The organism is Bacillus cereus group sp. MYBK5-2, from assembly GCF_051915685.1.
GTDB classification, from domain to species: domain Bacteria; phylum Bacillota; class Bacilli; order Bacillales; family Bacillaceae_G; genus Bacillus_A; species Bacillus_A cereus.
In genome coordinates this window covers 1-15726 of the sequence record NZ_JBQAFE010000024.1, presented here as the reverse complement: position 1 = coordinate 15726, position 15726 = coordinate 1, and the positions used below count along the sequence as shown (strand labels likewise).

The following is a 15726-nucleotide window of genomic DNA, read 5'->3' as shown; positions in this document are numbered from 1 at the left end:
CGCAGGTTCAAATCCTGTCCCCGCAACCAAATGGTCCCGTGGTGTAGTGGTTAACATGCCTGCCTGTCACGCAGGAGATCGCCGGTTCGACCCCGGTCGGGACCGCCATTTCATATAAAGAAAAGAACGAAACAAGTTGTTTCGTATTTTTTTATTTGTTTTAACAAAAAACTAATAAAGACAGTCAAACTATCCTTAGGACAACTCCTAAGGACTTTTTTATATATTCAAAACCTGTATAATAAAGAGCAGAGAACATTGTGAGTAAAGTAGGTGAAGTCTGTGAGTAAATATGAAGTAACAACAAAATCTTCTGAGGAAACACAAAGGTTATCAGAAAAACTAGGTGAGCTCGTAGAGGCACAAGACGTAATTATTTTAGAAGGAGATCTTGGAGCTGGTAAGACGACTTTTACAAAGGGACTAGCAAAAGGTCTTGGAGTGAAAAGAGTTGTAAATAGTCCTACCTTTAATATCATTAAAGAATATAAAGGAAGATTACCGCTATATCATATGGACGTGTATCGCTTAGCAGAAAGTGAAGAGGACTTAGGCTTTGATGAATATTTCTACGGTGAAGGAATTACGGTAGTAGAATGGGCTCATTTAATAGAAGCATATTTACCGAATGAAAAGTTACAAATTAGTTTATTCCATGCTGGAGATGACACAAGAAAAATTATACTTGAGCCAATTGGAGATCGCTATATTAGATTATGTGAGGAGCTATTACAAGATGAAAGTACTAGCAATTGATACTTCAAATTACGTAATGGGTGTATCCCTTATTGAGGAAGAAAACGTAATTGGGGAAATCATTACAAATTTAACAAAAAACCATTCTGTACGTCTTATGCCAGCTGTAGAGAAACTGTTAAAAGAATGCGGTGTAAAACCGAAGGAATTAACTAAAATCGTTGTAGCTGCTGGACCTGGATCCTATACAGGTGTTCGTATAGGTGTGACAGCGGCGAAAACATTAGCTTGGTCACTTCAAATACCAATTGTAGGTGTATCAAGTTTAGAGGTAGTAGCTGCAAACGGTGCTAACTTTAACGGGTTAATTTGTCCTTTATTTGATGGAAGACGTGGGCAAATTTATACTGGGTTATATACATATGAAGGAGAGCAGTTAACTTCAATAGAAGAAGATCGAATTATTCTTATTGTAGACTGGTTGCAAATGTTAAAAGATAAAGGACAGCCTGTTTTATTTATCGGTAACGATGTTAAATTGCATAAAGAAACAATTATAGAACATTTAGGTGATCAAGCTGTATTCGCTCCATTTACTAAAAATAACCCAAGACCAAGTGAGCTAGCATTCTTAGGATTACAAAAAGAAGAACAAGATGTGCATACGTTTGTTCCAAGCTATCTTCGTTTAGCTGAAGCTGAAACAAAGTGGTTAGAAAGTCAAAACAAGTAGGAGCTTGCAGAAGATGGATATGATATTTAGAAAGATGGAGCTTGATGATATTGCTCAAATTGTAGCTATTGAAGAAGCGTCTTTTTCAACTCCTTGGACTGCAGATGCCTTTCACCGTGAATTAACGATGAATGAACATGCACATTATATTGTGTTAGAAAAAGATGGTCGTGTAGTCGGGTATTGTGGATTGTGGATAATTATTGATGAATCACATATAACAAATATAGCTATTTTGCCAGAATACCGAGGTCAAAAGTTAGGAGATGCCCTATTGAAAGCAGTTATTTCTGAAGCGAAAGAACTAGGGGTAAAAACAATGACACTTGAAGTACGTGTATCAAATGAAGTAGCAAAGCAGTTATACAGAAAATACGGATTTCAAAATGGTGGGATTCGTAAACGATACTATGCAGACAATCAGGAAGATGGTCTCGTAATGTGGGTGAATATATAATGGAAAAAAATACGATTATACTTGGTATTGAAACAAGTTGTGATGAAACAGCAGTAGCAGTTGTTAAAAATGGAACGGAAATTATTGCGAATGTCGTTGCATCACAAATTGAAAGTCATAAACGTTTTGGCGGCGTTGTACCAGAGATTGCATCCCGTCATCATGTAGAAGAAATTACAGTTGTGTTAGAAGAAGCTTTAAAGGAAGCAAACATCACATTCGATGATATTGATGCAATTGCTGTAACAGAAGGTCCTGGTTTAGTAGGAGCACTTCTAATTGGAGTAAATGCAGCGAAGGCAGTAGCGTTTGCACATGATATTCCGTTAGTCGGTGTTCATCATATTGCTGGTCATATTTATGCGAACCGTTTAGTAAAAGAAGTTCAATTCCCGTTATTATCACTTGTTGTATCTGGTGGGCATACAGAACTTGTTTATATGAAAGAACATGGTTCATTCGAAGTAATTGGTGAAACACGAGACGATGCAGCTGGAGAAGCATATGATAAAGTAGCTCGTACGTTATCTATGCCATATCCAGGTGGTCCTCATATTGATCGCCTTGCACATGAAGGAGAACCGACAATTGATTTGCCTCGTGCATGGCTAGAACCGGATTCGTATGATTTTAGCTTTAGTGGATTGAAATCAGCAGTTATCAACACTGTGCATAACGCAAAACAGCGCGGTATAGAAATTGCACCAGAAGATTTAGCGGCAAGTTTCCAAGAAAGTGTAATAGATGTACTTGTAACGAAAGCAGCTCGTGCAGCAGAAGCTTATAATGTAAAGCAATTACTTCTTGCTGGTGGAGTAGCTGCTAATAAAGGACTTCGTGCGCGATTAGAAGAGGAATTTGCACAAAAAGAAAACATTGAATTAATTATTCCGCCGCTATCTTTATGCACAGATAATGCAGCGATGATTGCAGCGGCAGGGACAATTGCTTATGAACAAGGTAAGCGTGCAACATTAGCCTTAAATGCAAATCCAGGATTAGATATTGAAGCATAGTTATACACATAATTAACCACAGGTTGTGGATAAAACCCATATTATCTGTTGATAATGTGGGTTTTATTGTGTATATAAAATGTTGATAACTTTTTTGCTGATTGTGGATAATGTGGAAAAGTTATTTTGATGTTTATTTTATAAAGGTGGATATGTGTATAAACTTGTGGATAAATAGGTTGATGTCAGACCTTTGAATTTGTTCTTTTTCGGGAAATAAAAAGCAAGAAGATATCCCCGAAAAACATTTTGAAACATCTCCCCATTATAGAAGATGCTAATCTTGTCAATCTTTGTCGTTAAAACGATATTTCGTGTCGAATTGTTAATATATATAGGGTTACAATAGATATATTTAAAAAATCGTTAGTATATTCTAAGTTACGATAGATATATTCAAAAAATTGTTTAAGTACTAAAAAAAGATGTCACATAGTCAAAAATCCTGACTTATGAGACATCTTCCTTATTTAAATATGCTTATACATGCAGCTCTTCCCATTCTGCCATACAAGTTTCAAGTTGTTCTTGTAGCGTTTGCTTTTTAGTTGTAATTTCACTAGCTTTTTCATAATCTGCATATATTTCTGGTAAGCAAAGTTGATCTTCTAACGTAGCAATTTCTTCTTCTAATTCCACTATACTTTGTTCTAGCTCTTCAATTTTTCTAGTGCGTTGACGCTCTAGTTTTTTACGCTCTTTTTCTTCTAAATAATTTAATTTCTCTTGTGCAACCACCTTTTGAACAGGAACGTCACTTTCTTGCTGTTCAAGTTCTGCACGTTCAATCATTTCATTTTTCTTTTCAACGTAGTAATCGTAATCCCCTAAATATTCCTGTGCACCTTCTGTTGATAACTCAACCACAGTCGTTGTTACACGGTTAATAAAGTAGCGGTCATGTGAGACGAATAGAAGAGTCCCTGGGTAATCAATTAAAGCATTCTCCAAAATCTCTTTACTATTTAAATCAAGGTGGTTCGTAGGCTCATCTAGAATTAACAAATTTGACTTTTGCATCATAAGTTTTGCAAGAGCTAATCGAGCTTTTTGTCCACCACTAAGGGAAGATACTGGTTTCAGTACATCATCTCCTGTGAATAAAAAATTCCCAAGTATAGTACGGATTTCTTTTTCCGGTTGCAGTGGATATTCATCCCATAGTTCATTTAAAACCCGTTTAGAAGATGTTAAGTTTGCTTGTTCTTGATCATAATAACCAACAGATACATTTGATCCGAAAGAAACATCACCATTTAATAGTGGTAACTTATTCACAATGGATTTTAACAATGTGGATTTCCCAATTCCGTTTGGACCAACTAAAGCAACACTATCTCCGCGAGTTAAGCGCATAGTTACATGTTCAATTATAGGGTTTCCATCATAGCCGATGGTTGCATCATTTACTTGTAAAACATCATTTCCACTTTGTTTTTCAATATCGAAGTGGAATGATGCTGACTTAGAATCCCCTAATGGTCTCGTTAATAATTCCATTCTGTCTAGTTGTTTACGGCGACTTTGAGCACGTTTCGTTGTAGAAGCGCGAGCTATATTCTTTTGAACGAAGTCCTCAAGTTTTGCGATTTCATCTTGTTGTTTTTCGTAACGTTTCATTTCTTGCTCATATAATGCTGATTTTAAGTCTAAATATTTACTGTAGTTACCAACAAATCGTCTGCTTTCTTTATTCGAAATTTCATATACTTGTGTAACGAGTTTGTCTAAGAAATAACGGTCATGTGAGACGATTAATATTGCGCCAGGATAACCTTGCAAATATTGCTCAAGCCATGTTAATGTTTCGATGTCTAAATGGTTTGTAGGCTCGTCCAAAATAAGTAAGTCTGGTTTTGTTAATAATAATTTCCCGAGAGCTAATCTTGTTTTTTGCCCGCCGCTTAAAGTAGAGATCGTCGTCTGGTGCGTTTCAACTGGGAAGCCAAGGCCGCTTAAAATGGAGCGAATATCCGCTTCATATTGATATCCACCTTGATCTTTATAATTGAGTTGTAGTTGGTCATAATCAGCTAACAATCTTTCATATGTAGCTTCGTTTGAAAAGTTTTCTTCTTTTCCCATTTCTTGCTCAAGCCTTCGAAGTTTTGTCTCCATTTGCTGTAAGTGGGTAAAGACGGTTAGCATTTCATCCCAAATTGTTAAAGACGTTTCTAGTCCAGTATTTTGAGCTAAATATCCGATTGAGACATCTTTCGGTTTTATAATTTCGCCACCATCATGAGATAATTCACCAGCGATAATTTTTAATAATGTAGATTTTCCTGCTCCATTCCTTCCAACTAATGCGATACGATCTTTTGTTTGTACTTCCAATTTTATGTTTGCAAGAATCGTTTCTGCACCGTATAATTTCGAAAGCGCGTTTACTTGTAATAAAATCAATGTTTTCACCTCAAATAATTTCTTAACTTTGCCATGTTTATATTTCTCAATCATACTAAAAATAGTGTATAGTTTAAAATAAAGAGAGAATACTTCTTCTCTTTATTATACAAGGAATTTAATGAGTGCTAAACTTCTGTATTTGATTAAAGTATATGAATAAAGATAGGAAGAGAGGAGAGGTCATATGGATCAGCAAAAGATTCCACAAGCCACTGCTAAAAGATTGCCTCTATACTATCGATTTATCCAAAACTTATCTCTTTCTGGTAAGCAGCGTGTTTCATCGGCCGAATTGAGTGAGGCAGTAAAAGTAGATTCCGCAACAATACGAAGAGATTTTTCGTATTTTGGAGCGTTAGGGAAAAAGGGATATGGATATAACGTAAATTATTTATTATCATTTTTCCGCGAAACACTTGATCAAGATGATATAACACGTGTAGCACTTATTGGAGTAGGTAATTTAGGGACCGCTTTCTTACATTATAATTTCACGAAAAACAATAATACAAAAATTGAAATGGCATTTGATGTTAGTGAAGAGAAAGTTGGAACAGAAATCGGGGGCATTCCTGTATATCATTTAGATGAATTAGAAGAGAGATTATCAAATGATATACAAGTGGCAATATTAACAGTACCGGCTACAGTAGCACAAGCTGTAGCAGATAGATTAGCTGAAACAAGCGTGCACGGTATTTTGAATTTCACACCAGCGCGATTAAACGTATCAGAGAATATTAGAATTCATCATATTGACTTAGCTGTAGAGTTACAAACATTAGTTTACTTTTTGAAAAACTATCCACAATAAAACGCAGAGGAAGCGACCTCTGCGTTTTATTATTGTTTCTTCTTTGTGAATTTAACTAATATAAGGCGAAGTGCCAAATTAAAATCAATTGTTGCCATAACTGCAAATAGTATTGTCCACATATTCCAGATTGTATCTGTCACGTTCGTAATGGCGAAGCGTGTAAAGATACATCCAAGAAGGAAGTATAGTGCAGCCATGAACAATGGTGAGTTTCTCATACAAAAAATCCTCCGATAAAGCCTTGCATTTTTTCAGCTTCTTTAATCATTTCTTGAATTTGTTCATTGCTCATAAAAATTTGCCCAATAGCGACTAATGTATTCATCGCAACATGAGCTGCAATCGGAACGATAATACGTTTCGTCTTCACATATAAGAAGGCGAATACGAGCCCCATAGCAGTGTATACCAATAAGTGAGTAAAATCAAAATGAATTGTTGCGAATACAAGCGAACTAATGATAGCTGCGATAAAGAAGTTAAACTTCTTATAAAGCGTGCCGAATAGAATTTTTCTAAATACGATTTCTTCTAAGATAGGTCCAATTATAGATACAACAATAAGGAACCAAGGTATCGTTCTTGCGATGTCCATCAGTCTGTCTGTATTCTCAGATCCACGTGGAACCCCAAATACATACATTTCAATCATACCTGCAATGGATTGTGAGATGATTGCTAAGAAGAACCCGATGAAAATCCATCCAATAGTAGCTGGAACAGAAGAGCGCTTTGGATCTAAATGCCTGTTACGAATATCTGTTCTAAGTAACCAAAGTACGATACATAATGCAACAAAGAAGCTAATAATTGCCCAGTGTCCCGTTATGATTTGTCCTTTTTCCTCAATGGTAAATCCTCTATTATCATAGAGTCCTGTTTTTAGGAGAAGTGGCAATCCAACAACGCCAGATAACTGCATTAAAATGTATGTAACGATAATCCACCAGTATTGTTTCTTCAAATGGTTTAACCATCCTTTCTAACTATAGTGTATGAGATAAGTTAGGATAACATGTAAATATGCTACCTACGATATAAACCTCACTTGAATTATGTTTTTTTCGTAAATCCTTATTTGAAATTATAATAGAAGACAGGAGAAAGTTGTGTGTGTAGCGAAAACAACTTAGGGTGTCCTTTCATATTGTAACATACGAGCAGTGGAAACAACGATTCATATAGTAAAGGCAGTATTCTATATAGAAAGTTTATATAGTGATTTGCGAAAAAATTATGATTTTTTTACTTGCAAAAGAAATTGAGATTATTTATTATTATAAGTGTGTTAGCACTCGGATGACTTGAGTGCTAATAAAAGAAATTTACATAACAAAATGAGGAGGTTATTGTTCATGCTAAAGCCATTAGGTGATCGCGTTGTAATTGAGCTTGTTCAAGCAGAAGAAAAAACAGCAAGTGGTATCGTATTACCAGATACTGCAAAAGAAAAACCACAAGAGGGTAAAGTAGTTGCAGTAGGTACTGGTCGAGTGCTTGAGAATGGTGAGCGTGTTGCTTTAGAGGTAGCAGCAGGTGATCTTATCATCTTCTCAAAATATGCAGGTACTGAAGTGAAATATGAAGGTACAGACTACTTGATTTTACGTGAAAGTGACATTTTAGCAGTTATCGGTTAATTATATAAATCTTAAAAAATCCAAGGGGGTCAATTATTATGGCAAAAGATATTAAATTTAGTGAAGAAGCACGTCGTTCGATGCTTCGCGGTGTCGACACTCTTGCAAACGCAGTAAAAGTAACACTTGGACCAAAAGGTCGTAACGTTGTACTTGAGAAAAAATTTGGTTCACCACTTATTACAAATGACGGTGTAACAATCGCAAAAGAAATCGAATTAGAAGATGCATTCGAAAACATGGGTGCGAAATTAGTAGCAGAAGTTGCTAGCAAAACAAATGACGTAGCTGGTGACGGAACAACGACTGCAACTGTATTAGCGCAAGCTATGATTCGTGAAGGTCTTAAAAACGTAACAGCTGGTGCTAACCCAATGGGTCTTCGTAAAGGTATCGAAAAAGCTGTTACTGCTGCAATTGAAGAATTAAAAACGATTTCTAAACCAATCGAAGGCAAATCTTCTATCGCACAAGTAGCTGCTATTTCTGCAGCTGACGAAGAAGTAGGTCAATTAATCGCTGAAGCAATGGAGCGCGTTGGTAACGACGGCGTTATTACTTTAGAAGAGTCTAAAGGATTCACAACAGAATTAGACGTAGTAGAAGGTATGCAATTTGATCGTGGATATGCATCTCCTTACATGATTACTGATTCTGACAAAATGGAAGCAGTTCTTGATAACCCATACATCTTAATCACTGACAAAAAGATTTCTAACATTCAAGAAATCTTACCAGTATTAGAGCAAGTGGTACAACAAGGTAAACCACTTCTTATCATTGCTGAAGATGTTGAAGGCGAAGCTTTAGCTACATTAGTAGTGAACAAACTTCGTGGTACATTCAACGTAGTAGCTGTTAAAGCTCCTGGATTTGGTGACCGTCGTAAAGCAATGCTAGAAGATATCGCAATCTTAACAGGTGGCGAAGTAATCACTGAAGAATTAGGTCGTGACTTAAAATCTGCTACAGTTGAATCTTTAGGACGCGCTGGTAAAGTTGTTGTTACAAAAGAAAACACAACTGTAGTTGAAGGTGTAGGAAGCACAGAACAAATCGAAGCTCGCATCGGTCAAATCCGTGCGCAATTAGAAGAAACAACTTCTGAATTCGATCGTGAAAAATTACAAGAGCGTCTTGCTAAACTAGCAGGTGGCGTAGCAGTAATTAAAGTAGGTGCAGCAACTGAAACTGAGTTAAAAGAGCGCAAACTTCGCATTGAAGATGCACTTAACTCAACTCGTGCAGCAGTAGAAGAAGGTATCGTTGCAGGTGGTGGTACTTCACTTATGAACGTATACACAAAAGTAGCTTCTATCGTAGCTGAAGGCGACGAAGCAACAGGTATCAACATCGTACTTCGCGCACTAGAAGAGCCAGTTCGTCAAATCGCAATCAACGCTGGTCTAGAAGGATCTGTAGTTGTAGAGCGTCTAAAAGGCGAAAAAGTAGGCGTTGGTTTCAACGCAGCTACTGGCGAATGGGTTAACATGCTTGAGTCTGGTATCGTAGATCCAGCTAAAGTAACTCGTTCTGCACTTCAAAACGCAGCATCTGTTGCAGCTATGTTCTTAACAACTGAAGCTGTAGTTGCTGACAAGCCAGAACCAAATGCACCAGCAATGCCTGACATGGGCGGCATGGGCATGGGCGGTATGGGCGGAATGATGTAATTCCGTTTGTCCTAAAAAACATCCATTTCTATATAGAAATGGATGTTTTTTTATGTTTTTTAGAAAAGGAAATGAATTTCTGTAGAATTTTGTCGCTTTCTCTCTTGACCATATTGATACTTCATTGTTAGAATCTAGGAAGATAATATAAAACGATCCTTCATATATCCTCAATGATATGGTTTGAGAGTCTCTACCGGGTTACCGTAAACAACCTGACTATGAAGGCAGTGTGTCTTATATTTATAAAGAGCGGAGACTATCTTTCTTTATAAAGCCAGACCCCTGCCTTTTCTTTGTTATGAGACTAGAGGCGGAGGACTGGCTTTTTTTATTATATTGGTAATGCTTTTCGCCAAATTGGTGAAAATATTTATATACGAGAACTAACGTTGGGGTGATTATTTTGAAGAAACAACACGATACAATTATCGTTTTAGATTTTGGAAGTCAATACAATCAGTTAATAGCACGTCGAATTCGTGAGTTCGGTGTATACAGTGAACTTCATCCACATACAATTACTGCAGAAGAAATTAAAGCAATGAATCCAAAAGGGATTATTTTCTCTGGTGGACCAAATAGTGTATACGGTGAAGGTGCATTACATTGTGATGAAAAAATCTTTGAACTAGGTTTACCAATCTTCGGTATTTGTTACGGTATGCAGCTTATGACGCAACACTTCGGTGGTAAAGTAGAGCGTGCAAATCACCGTGAGTACGGAAAAGCTGTTCTTAAAGTAGAGAACGAATCAAAATTATATGCGAACCTTCCAGAAGAGCAAGTTGTATGGATGAGTCATGGTGACTTAGTAACTGGTTTACCTGAAGGATTCGTAGTAGACGCAACAAGTGAGTCTTGCCCAATTGCTGGTATGAGCAATGAAGCGAAAAACTTATACGGTGTACAATTCCACCCAGAAGTACGTCACTCTGAGCACGGTAACGATTTAATTAAAAACTTCGTATTCGGCGTATGTGGTTGTTCTGAAGGATGGAACATGGAGAACTTTATCGAAGTAGAATTAGAAAAGATCCGTGAAACTGTTGGAGACAAAAAAGTACTATGCGCACTTAGCGGTGGTGTAGACTCTTCTGTTGTAGCAGTATTAATCCATAAAGCAATCGGCGACCAATTAACATGTATTTTCGTTGATCACGGTTTACTTCGTAAAGGCGAAGCGGAAGGCGTTATGAAAACATTTAGTGAAGGCTTCCATATGAACGTTATTAAAGTGGATGCAAAAGACCGCTTCATGGACAAGTTAAAAGGTGTAGAAGATCCAGAACAAAAACGTAAAATTATCGGTAACGAATTCATTTACGTATTCGATGATGAAGCATCTAAATTACAAGGTATGGACTTCCTAGCGCAAGGTACACTTTACACAGATATCGTTGAGAGTGGTACAGCAACTGCACAAACAATTAAATCTCACCATAACGTTGGTGGTCTTCCAGAAGACATGCAGTTCAAATTAATTGAGCCTTTAAACACGTTATTTAAAGACGAAGTACGTGTATTAGGATCTGAATTAGGAATTCCTGATGAAATCGTATGGCGTCAACCATTCCCAGGACCGGGTCTTGGTATTCGTGTATTAGGTGAAATCACAGAAGAGAAATTAGAAATCGTTCGTGAATCTGATGCGATTTTACGTGAAGAAATTATTAAAGCGGGCTTAGACCGTGAAATCTGGCAATACTTCACTGCGCTTCCTGGTATGCGTAGCGTAGGTGTTATGGGTGACGAGCGTACTTACGATTACACAGTAGGTATCCGTGCGGTAACATCTATCGACGGTATGACAGCTGACTGGGCACGTATCCCTTGGGACGTATTAGAGAAAATCTCTGTACGTATCGTAAACGAAGTAAAACACGTTAACCGTATCGTGTATGATGTAACGAGTAAGCCACCAGCAACTATTGAGTGGGAATAGTATTTATAAAAAGGTCCATCTATTGCTTATGCATAGATGGATCTTTTTTATTTTGGTATTAATACGAACGAAAATATAAAATTTTATAAAAATGTTCGTTTTTAAATTGACAAAACTACTTCGTCGAGTTAATATGATTATGTAATTCAAACGAAAAGTGAATATTATGCCGTCGTATAATATCGGGGATATGGCCCGAAAGTTTCTACCTAGCTACCGTAAATGGCTTGACTACGAGGCGTTTTTATAAAGGTGAGGGGAATCTTATCTTTATTTATAGAACGCTTCCATGTATATATGCAATGGAAGCCTTTTTTATTTCTCGGGATAAAAGAGGGCTAGGGTGAAATACGGCGAGTAATCATATAACGGGGGAAACGTAGGATGAAACGCTATTTTCAGTTTGATGAGCTCGGTACGAATTATAAGACTGAGTTCATAGCAGGGTTAACGACATTTCTATCTATGGCTTACGTACTATTTGTCAATCCTGCTACGCTGTCGCTTGGAAATGTTAAAGGGTTACCAGCAGGTACAGGGATGGATCCAGGTGCAGTATTTGTTGCTACGGCATTAGCGGCAGCAATCGGTTCGTTAATTATGGGTATTTTCGCGAAGTATCCAATTGCTTTAGCGCCAGGTATGGGAATTAACGCGTTCTTTGCTTATACAGCAGTGTTAACGATGGGTATTCCGTGGCAAACGGCCATTGCCGGAACATTAATGTCAGGTATTATCTTTATTATTCTTACTGCTTCAGGTATTCGTGAAAAAATCATTAATGCAATTCCATCGGAGTTAAAGTTTGCAGTAGCAGCAGGTATCGGATTGTTCATTGCATTTCTTGGATTCCAAAATGCCGGAATTATCGTGAAAAATGATGCTGTTCTTGTTGGGTTGGGGGACTTAACAAAGGGTACAACGTTACTAGCAATCTTCGGGGTTGTTACGACAATTATCTTCATGATTAAGAAAGTTAATGGTGCAGTATTTTACGGTATGATTCTTACAGCGATCTTAGGAGTGGCAACAGGATTAATTGATACTCCGAAAGCTGTAGTAGGAGCAATACCGAGTCTAGAACCAACGTTCGGTGTGGCGTTAACGCACTTCGGAGATATTTTTACAGTTCAAATGGGGATTGTTATTATAACGTTCTTCTTTATCGATTTCTTTGATACAGCAGGTACGCTTGTAGCGGTTGCGAATCAAGCAGGATTAATGAAGAACAATAAATTACCACGTGCAGGAAAAGCGTTATTTGCAGATGCGATTGCAACTGTAATTGGTGCGATTCTTGGTACATCAACAACAACGTCTTACATTGAATCGTCTGCAGGGGTAGCAGCGGGAGGACGTTCTGGATTTACAGCAGTTGTAACAGCAGGATTCTTCTTACTGGCACTATTCTTCTCGCCATTACTAAGTGTTGTAACGCCAGCTGTAACGGCACCAGCTTTAATTATTGTAGGAATCTTGATGGTTTCTTCTTTAGGGGAAATTGATTGGAAGAAATTCGAGATTGCAGTGCCAGCATTCTTTACAATTATCTCTATGCCACTTACGTATAGTATCGCAACTGGGATTGCGATTGGATTTATCTTCTATCCAATTACAATGGTTGTGAGTGGTCGTCGTAAAGAGGTTCATCCGATTATGTATGTTATGGGAGTTTTATTCGTACTATATTTCATCTACGTTCGTAAATAAAAGGGGTTTTTTAAAGGTCTAGACTTAAGGGGAGTCTAGACCTTTTTTGCGTCTTCAGAAAATCTTAAGGATTTCCGAGCGTTTTTCTTCAGAAGTTTTCCTATAATAGAAGTTAGGGATTAAAAAAGTGATGGGGGAGATATTGTGGCACACGAAACAATACTTGTCGTAGATGATGAAAAAGAAATTCGGAATTTAATTACAATCTATTTAAAGAATGAAGGATATAAAGTATTACAAGCAGGAGACGGAGAAGAAGGATTACGTCTACTGGAAGAAAATGAAGTACATCTAGTCGTATTAGATATTATGATGCCGAAAGTGGATGGTATTCATATGTGTATGAAGGTAAGGGAAGCGAAAGAAATGCCTATTATTATGCTTTCTGCCAAAACGCAAGATATGGATAAGATTTTAGGATTAACAACAGGAGCAGATGATTATGTAACGAAGCCGTTTAATCCGTTAGAGTTAATTGCACGAATTAAATCTCAGTTACGCCGTTATATGAAAATGAATGGTTTCGCTATTCAAAATGAGGACGAGTTAGAAATTGGGGAGATGAAAATCAACATCTCGACCCATAAAGTTATTGTAGAGGGAGAAGAAGTGAAACTAACTCCGAGGGAATTTTCAATTTTAGAACTGCTAGCTAGAAATCCAGGTATGGTGTTTAGTGCGGAGCAAATTTATGAAAAGGTGTGGAACGAACGATCTTTCCAGTCTGATAATACTGTAATGGTGCATATTCGAAAAGTACGTGAAAAGATTGAGGAGAATCCAAGGAAACCTAGATATATAAAAACAGTATGGGGAGTGGGGTATAAGATTGAAAAAGATATTTAATCCGTTTACTTATATAAGGAAAATAAGAGAATTATTTGAGAAATTAGTAAAGAGCGTACGAAAGAGTATAAGGATTCAATTGATTACTACTTTTGCTGCTTGTGCGTTATTAGGAGTTTTGTCAGCGAAGGCAGCAGCGCCGTTTTTTGAGAATGCGAATCGTCAAGCAACTATCGATTATCGGGCTGGTATGGAACAAATTAATCACCAAGCTCAAGGAGCGGCAAATAGTTCGGTTCATGAAAATAAATTAGAAGCTATATCAAATATGATCGAAATGGAGAACCAAAATTTAGAGCAAGGGTCTAGAGCTTTGAAGATATTGGTTACTGATGAAAGTGGTAAAGTTTTATATAAAACAAAGCAAGCGCAAGAAGAGCAAATCGATTTGCATAATACGATTCGTAATGCAGCATCATTCGCGATTAATTATACAGATGGTAGAAATGTATTTGAAAGTACAAGAAAAGAGTTTATATCTTTTTCACCTATTACTATTGAAGGAAAGAATTTGTACATGTTTGTTAGCGGAATTCCAGAGGGAGAGGTAATATATGACACGCAAGAAGGACCATTCCCGTTTTTAATTGGTGTACTTGTATTCATTTTCTCTTTCTTCTATATAACAAAGAGAAAGATGAAGCAGATTGAAGCGATGGCACAAGGCGTAAAGGAAATAGAAAGAGGTAACTTAGCCTACCGCATTGAGAAAAAAGGTGAAGATGAGATTGCAGCTTTAACTGAGAATATTAATAATATGGCAGAAGAGCTTATGAATAATATAGAAAAGGAACGTAAATTAGAAAAGCAAAAGAATGAGCTTATCACAAATGTATCGCATGATTTGCGTACACCACTTACTTCTATTATGGGTTACTTACGATTACTTCGAGATTCTAAATATGAAAATAAAGAACAACACGATGAGTATACGAGAATTGCTTTTGCAAAGTCGGAGCAGTTAAAAAATTTAATAGAAGATTTATTTGAGTATACGAAGTTAACAAATGAACAAGTTGTATTAGAAAAACAAGAAGTATGTGTAAATGAGTTGCTTGAGCAATTAATAGAAGAGCTAGTACCGCAAGCGGAAGAGCATGGACTTACGTTTGTTAAGAAGTTTCCTGAGGAACGTGCTTATGCATCGATTGATTCGGAAAAGATGGTTCGTGTATTTGATAATTTACTAATGAATGCAATTAAGTATAGTAAAGATGATGGAGAGATAAAAGTTTCTCTTCAAAGGCAGCGTAGGGATATACAAATTGTAATTGCGAATCATAGTGAAGAGTTTACAAGAGAAGAGTTAGCGAATTTGTTTGAACGTTTCTATAAGAAGGATCAATCTCGAAGTAGAGTAACGGAAGGCTCGGGACTCGGTTTAGCGATTGCGAAAAGTATTGTTGAGTTACAAGGTGGTAGTATTCGAGCGGAATATAGGGATGGCACTATTCAATTTATCGTCTCGTTACCAATTATAGAAAAATAATAAATGAATAGAATGATATGTGATAAAAAGGCTTATTTTAAAAGAAATAAGCCTTTTTATATTTTTTATAAAAACATATTGACGATTGGAGCTTAGAGGTGTAATATAGAACAAGTCGCCGATGACATTAACGTCGAAAGCGACAAACGAAATAAAAAACTTAGTTGACATCAATTAACGAAAGTGTTAACATAAGGAAGTCGCAAATGAGCGACCAAGTAGTTCTTTGAAAACTGAACGAAACAAACAACGTGAAACGTCAATTTTTATTTTAGATGCTAGACAAACTAACTTT

The 15726-nt window shown here is 36.9% G+C and carries 14 protein-coding genes, 1 tRNA gene and 2 riboswitches; of the genes, 12 read left to right on the top strand and 3 right to left on the bottom strand.

Translation table 11 applies throughout. The features are described 5' to 3' along the window. Positions 1 to 32 precede the first annotated feature (32 nt). The 5 genes from ACTFP3_RS29860 (at position 33) to tsaD (ending at position 2902) form a co-directional block, all read left to right on the top strand. Positions 33 to 108, top strand: a tRNA-Asp gene (locus ACTFP3_RS29860). A 174-nt stretch (positions 109 to 282) separates the two neighbouring features. Beyond that, positions 283 to 756, top strand: a complete 474-nt coding sequence (gene tsaE / locus ACTFP3_RS29855; RefSeq protein WP_000049642.1) for a tRNA (adenosine(37)-N6)-threonylcarbamoyltransferase complex ATPase subunit type 1 TsaE — start codon at positions 283 to 285, stop codon at positions 754 to 756. Next, positions 737 to 1429 (top strand): tRNA (adenosine(37)-N6)-threonylcarbamoyltransferase complex dimerization subunit type 1 TsaB, encoded by a 693-nt coding sequence (gene tsaB, locus ACTFP3_RS29850; protein WP_000865740.1) that lies wholly within the window; start codon positions 737 to 739, stop codon positions 1427 to 1429. Before tsaE ends, tsaB begins: the two co-directional genes overlap by 20 nt. 13 nt (positions 1430 to 1442) lie before the next feature. Beyond that, complete coding sequence (gene rimI, locus ACTFP3_RS29845) at positions 1443 to 1886, top strand: ribosomal protein S18-alanine N-acetyltransferase (RefSeq protein WP_000367190.1); 444 nt, start codon at positions 1443 to 1445, stop codon at positions 1884 to 1886. Next, positions 1886 to 2902 carry a tRNA (adenosine(37)-N6)-threonylcarbamoyltransferase complex transferase subunit TsaD gene (gene tsaD, locus ACTFP3_RS29840; RefSeq protein ID WP_000414585.1) on the top strand — a complete coding sequence of 339 codons (1017 nt, stop codon included), beginning with the start codon at positions 1886 to 1888 and terminating at the stop codon, positions 2900 to 2902. Before rimI ends, tsaD begins: the two co-directional genes overlap by 1 nt. 480 nt (positions 2903 to 3382) lie before the next feature. On the opposite strand, the gene ACTFP3_RS29835 is transcribed toward tsaD, so the two are convergent. Then, positions 3383 to 5308 carry an ABC-F family ATP-binding cassette domain-containing protein gene (locus ACTFP3_RS29835; RefSeq protein WP_000602149.1) on the bottom strand — a complete coding sequence of 642 codons (1926 nt, stop codon included), beginning with the start codon at positions 5306 to 5308 and terminating at the stop codon, positions 3383 to 3385. A 187-nt stretch (positions 5309 to 5495) separates the two neighbouring features. Between ACTFP3_RS29835 and ACTFP3_RS29830 the strand changes: the two genes are divergently transcribed. Next, positions 5496 to 6125, top strand: a complete 630-nt coding sequence (locus ACTFP3_RS29830; protein WP_000372699.1) for a redox-sensing transcriptional repressor Rex — start codon at positions 5496 to 5498, stop codon at positions 6123 to 6125. Positions 6126 to 6154: 29 nt separating this feature from the next. Here the strand turns inward: ACTFP3_RS29830 and ACTFP3_RS29825 are convergent, their stop codons facing one another. Both ACTFP3_RS29825 and ACTFP3_RS29820 read right to left on the bottom strand, forming a co-directional pair. Beyond that, positions 6155 to 6346, bottom strand: coding sequence for a YdiK family protein (locus tag ACTFP3_RS29825; protein WP_001246201.1), 192 nt, complete (start codon positions 6344 to 6346; stop codon positions 6155 to 6157). Then, complete coding sequence (locus ACTFP3_RS29820; RefSeq protein WP_440012066.1) at positions 6343 to 7092, bottom strand: lysostaphin resistance A-like protein; 750 nt, start codon at positions 7090 to 7092, stop codon at positions 6343 to 6345. Before ACTFP3_RS29820 ends, ACTFP3_RS29825 begins: the two co-directional genes overlap by 4 nt. A 391-nt stretch (positions 7093 to 7483) precedes the next feature. On the opposite strand from ACTFP3_RS29820, the gene groES reads away from it, so the two are divergent. The 6 genes from groES to ampS all read left to right on the top strand — a co-directional run bounded on the left by groES (position 7484) and on the right by ampS (position 15431). Then, positions 7484 to 7768 (top strand): co-chaperone GroES, encoded by a 285-nt coding sequence (groES, locus tag ACTFP3_RS29815; RefSeq protein ID WP_000917311.1) that lies wholly within the window; start codon positions 7484 to 7486, stop codon positions 7766 to 7768. A gap of 38 nt (positions 7769 to 7806) precedes the next feature. After that, complete coding sequence (gene groL, locus ACTFP3_RS29810) at positions 7807 to 9441, top strand: chaperonin GroEL (RefSeq protein ID WP_001029993.1); 1635 nt, start codon at positions 7807 to 7809, stop codon at positions 9439 to 9441. A 140-nt stretch (positions 9442 to 9581) separates the two neighbouring features. Then, positions 9582 to 9683, top strand: a riboswitch (purine riboswitch). Positions 9684 to 9847: 164 nt separating this feature from the next. Beyond that, a complete protein-coding gene (guaA, locus tag ACTFP3_RS29805) occupies positions 9848 to 11386 on the top strand; it encodes a glutamine-hydrolyzing GMP synthase (RefSeq protein ID WP_000743905.1) in 1539 nt (512 codons plus the stop codon). Between the two features lie 152 nt (positions 11387 to 11538). Next, a riboswitch (purine riboswitch) is annotated at positions 11539 to 11640 on the top strand. Positions 11641 to 11770: 130 nt separating this feature from the next. Continuing rightward, on the top strand, positions 11771 to 13096 hold the full coding sequence (locus ACTFP3_RS29800; RefSeq protein WP_000833096.1) for an NCS2 family permease: 1326 nt from the start codon (positions 11771 to 11773) through the stop codon (positions 13094 to 13096). 144 nt (positions 13097 to 13240) lie between these two features. Beyond that, positions 13241 to 13942: a response regulator transcription factor gene (locus ACTFP3_RS29795; protein ID WP_000929885.1), complete on the top strand. Its 702-nt coding sequence runs from the start codon at positions 13241 to 13243 to the stop codon at positions 13940 to 13942. After that, on the top strand, positions 13926 to 15431 hold the full coding sequence (gene ampS / locus ACTFP3_RS29790; RefSeq protein ID WP_000719205.1) for an aminopeptidase AmpS: 1506 nt from the start codon (positions 13926 to 13928) through the stop codon (positions 15429 to 15431). The genes ACTFP3_RS29795 and ampS overlap by 17 nt, the downstream gene beginning before the upstream one ends. The last annotated feature ends 295 nt before the right edge of the window (positions 15432 to 15726 follow it).

Bases quoted from the DNA above. Each gene is read 5' to 3' on its own strand.
- groL (WP_001029993.1), top strand. From the start codon at position 7,807: ATGGCAAAAGATATTAAATTTAGTGAAGAAGCACGTCGTTCGATGCTT.
- groES (WP_000917311.1), top strand. From the start codon at position 7,484: ATGCTAAAGCCATTAGGTGATCGCGTTGTAATTGAGCTTGTTCAAGCA.
- tsaB (WP_000865740.1), top strand. From the start codon at position 737: ATGAAAGTACTAGCAATTGATACTTCAAATTACGTAATGGGTGTATCC.
- ACTFP3_RS29830 (WP_000372699.1), top strand. From the start codon at position 5,496: ATGGATCAGCAAAAGATTCCACAAGCCACTGCTAAAAGATTGCCTCTA.
- ACTFP3_RS29800 (WP_000833096.1), top strand. From the start codon at position 11,771: ATGAAACGCTATTTTCAGTTTGATGAGCTCGGTACGAATTATAAGACT.
- ACTFP3_RS29825 (WP_001246201.1), bottom strand. From the start codon at position 6,346: ATGAGAAACTCACCATTGTTCATGGCTGCACTATACTTCCTTCTTGGA.
- tsaD (WP_000414585.1), top strand. From the start codon at position 1,886: ATGGAAAAAAATACGATTATACTTGGTATTGAAACAAGTTGTGATGAA.
- rimI (WP_000367190.1), top strand. From the start codon at position 1,443: ATGGATATGATATTTAGAAAGATGGAGCTTGATGATATTGCTCAAATT.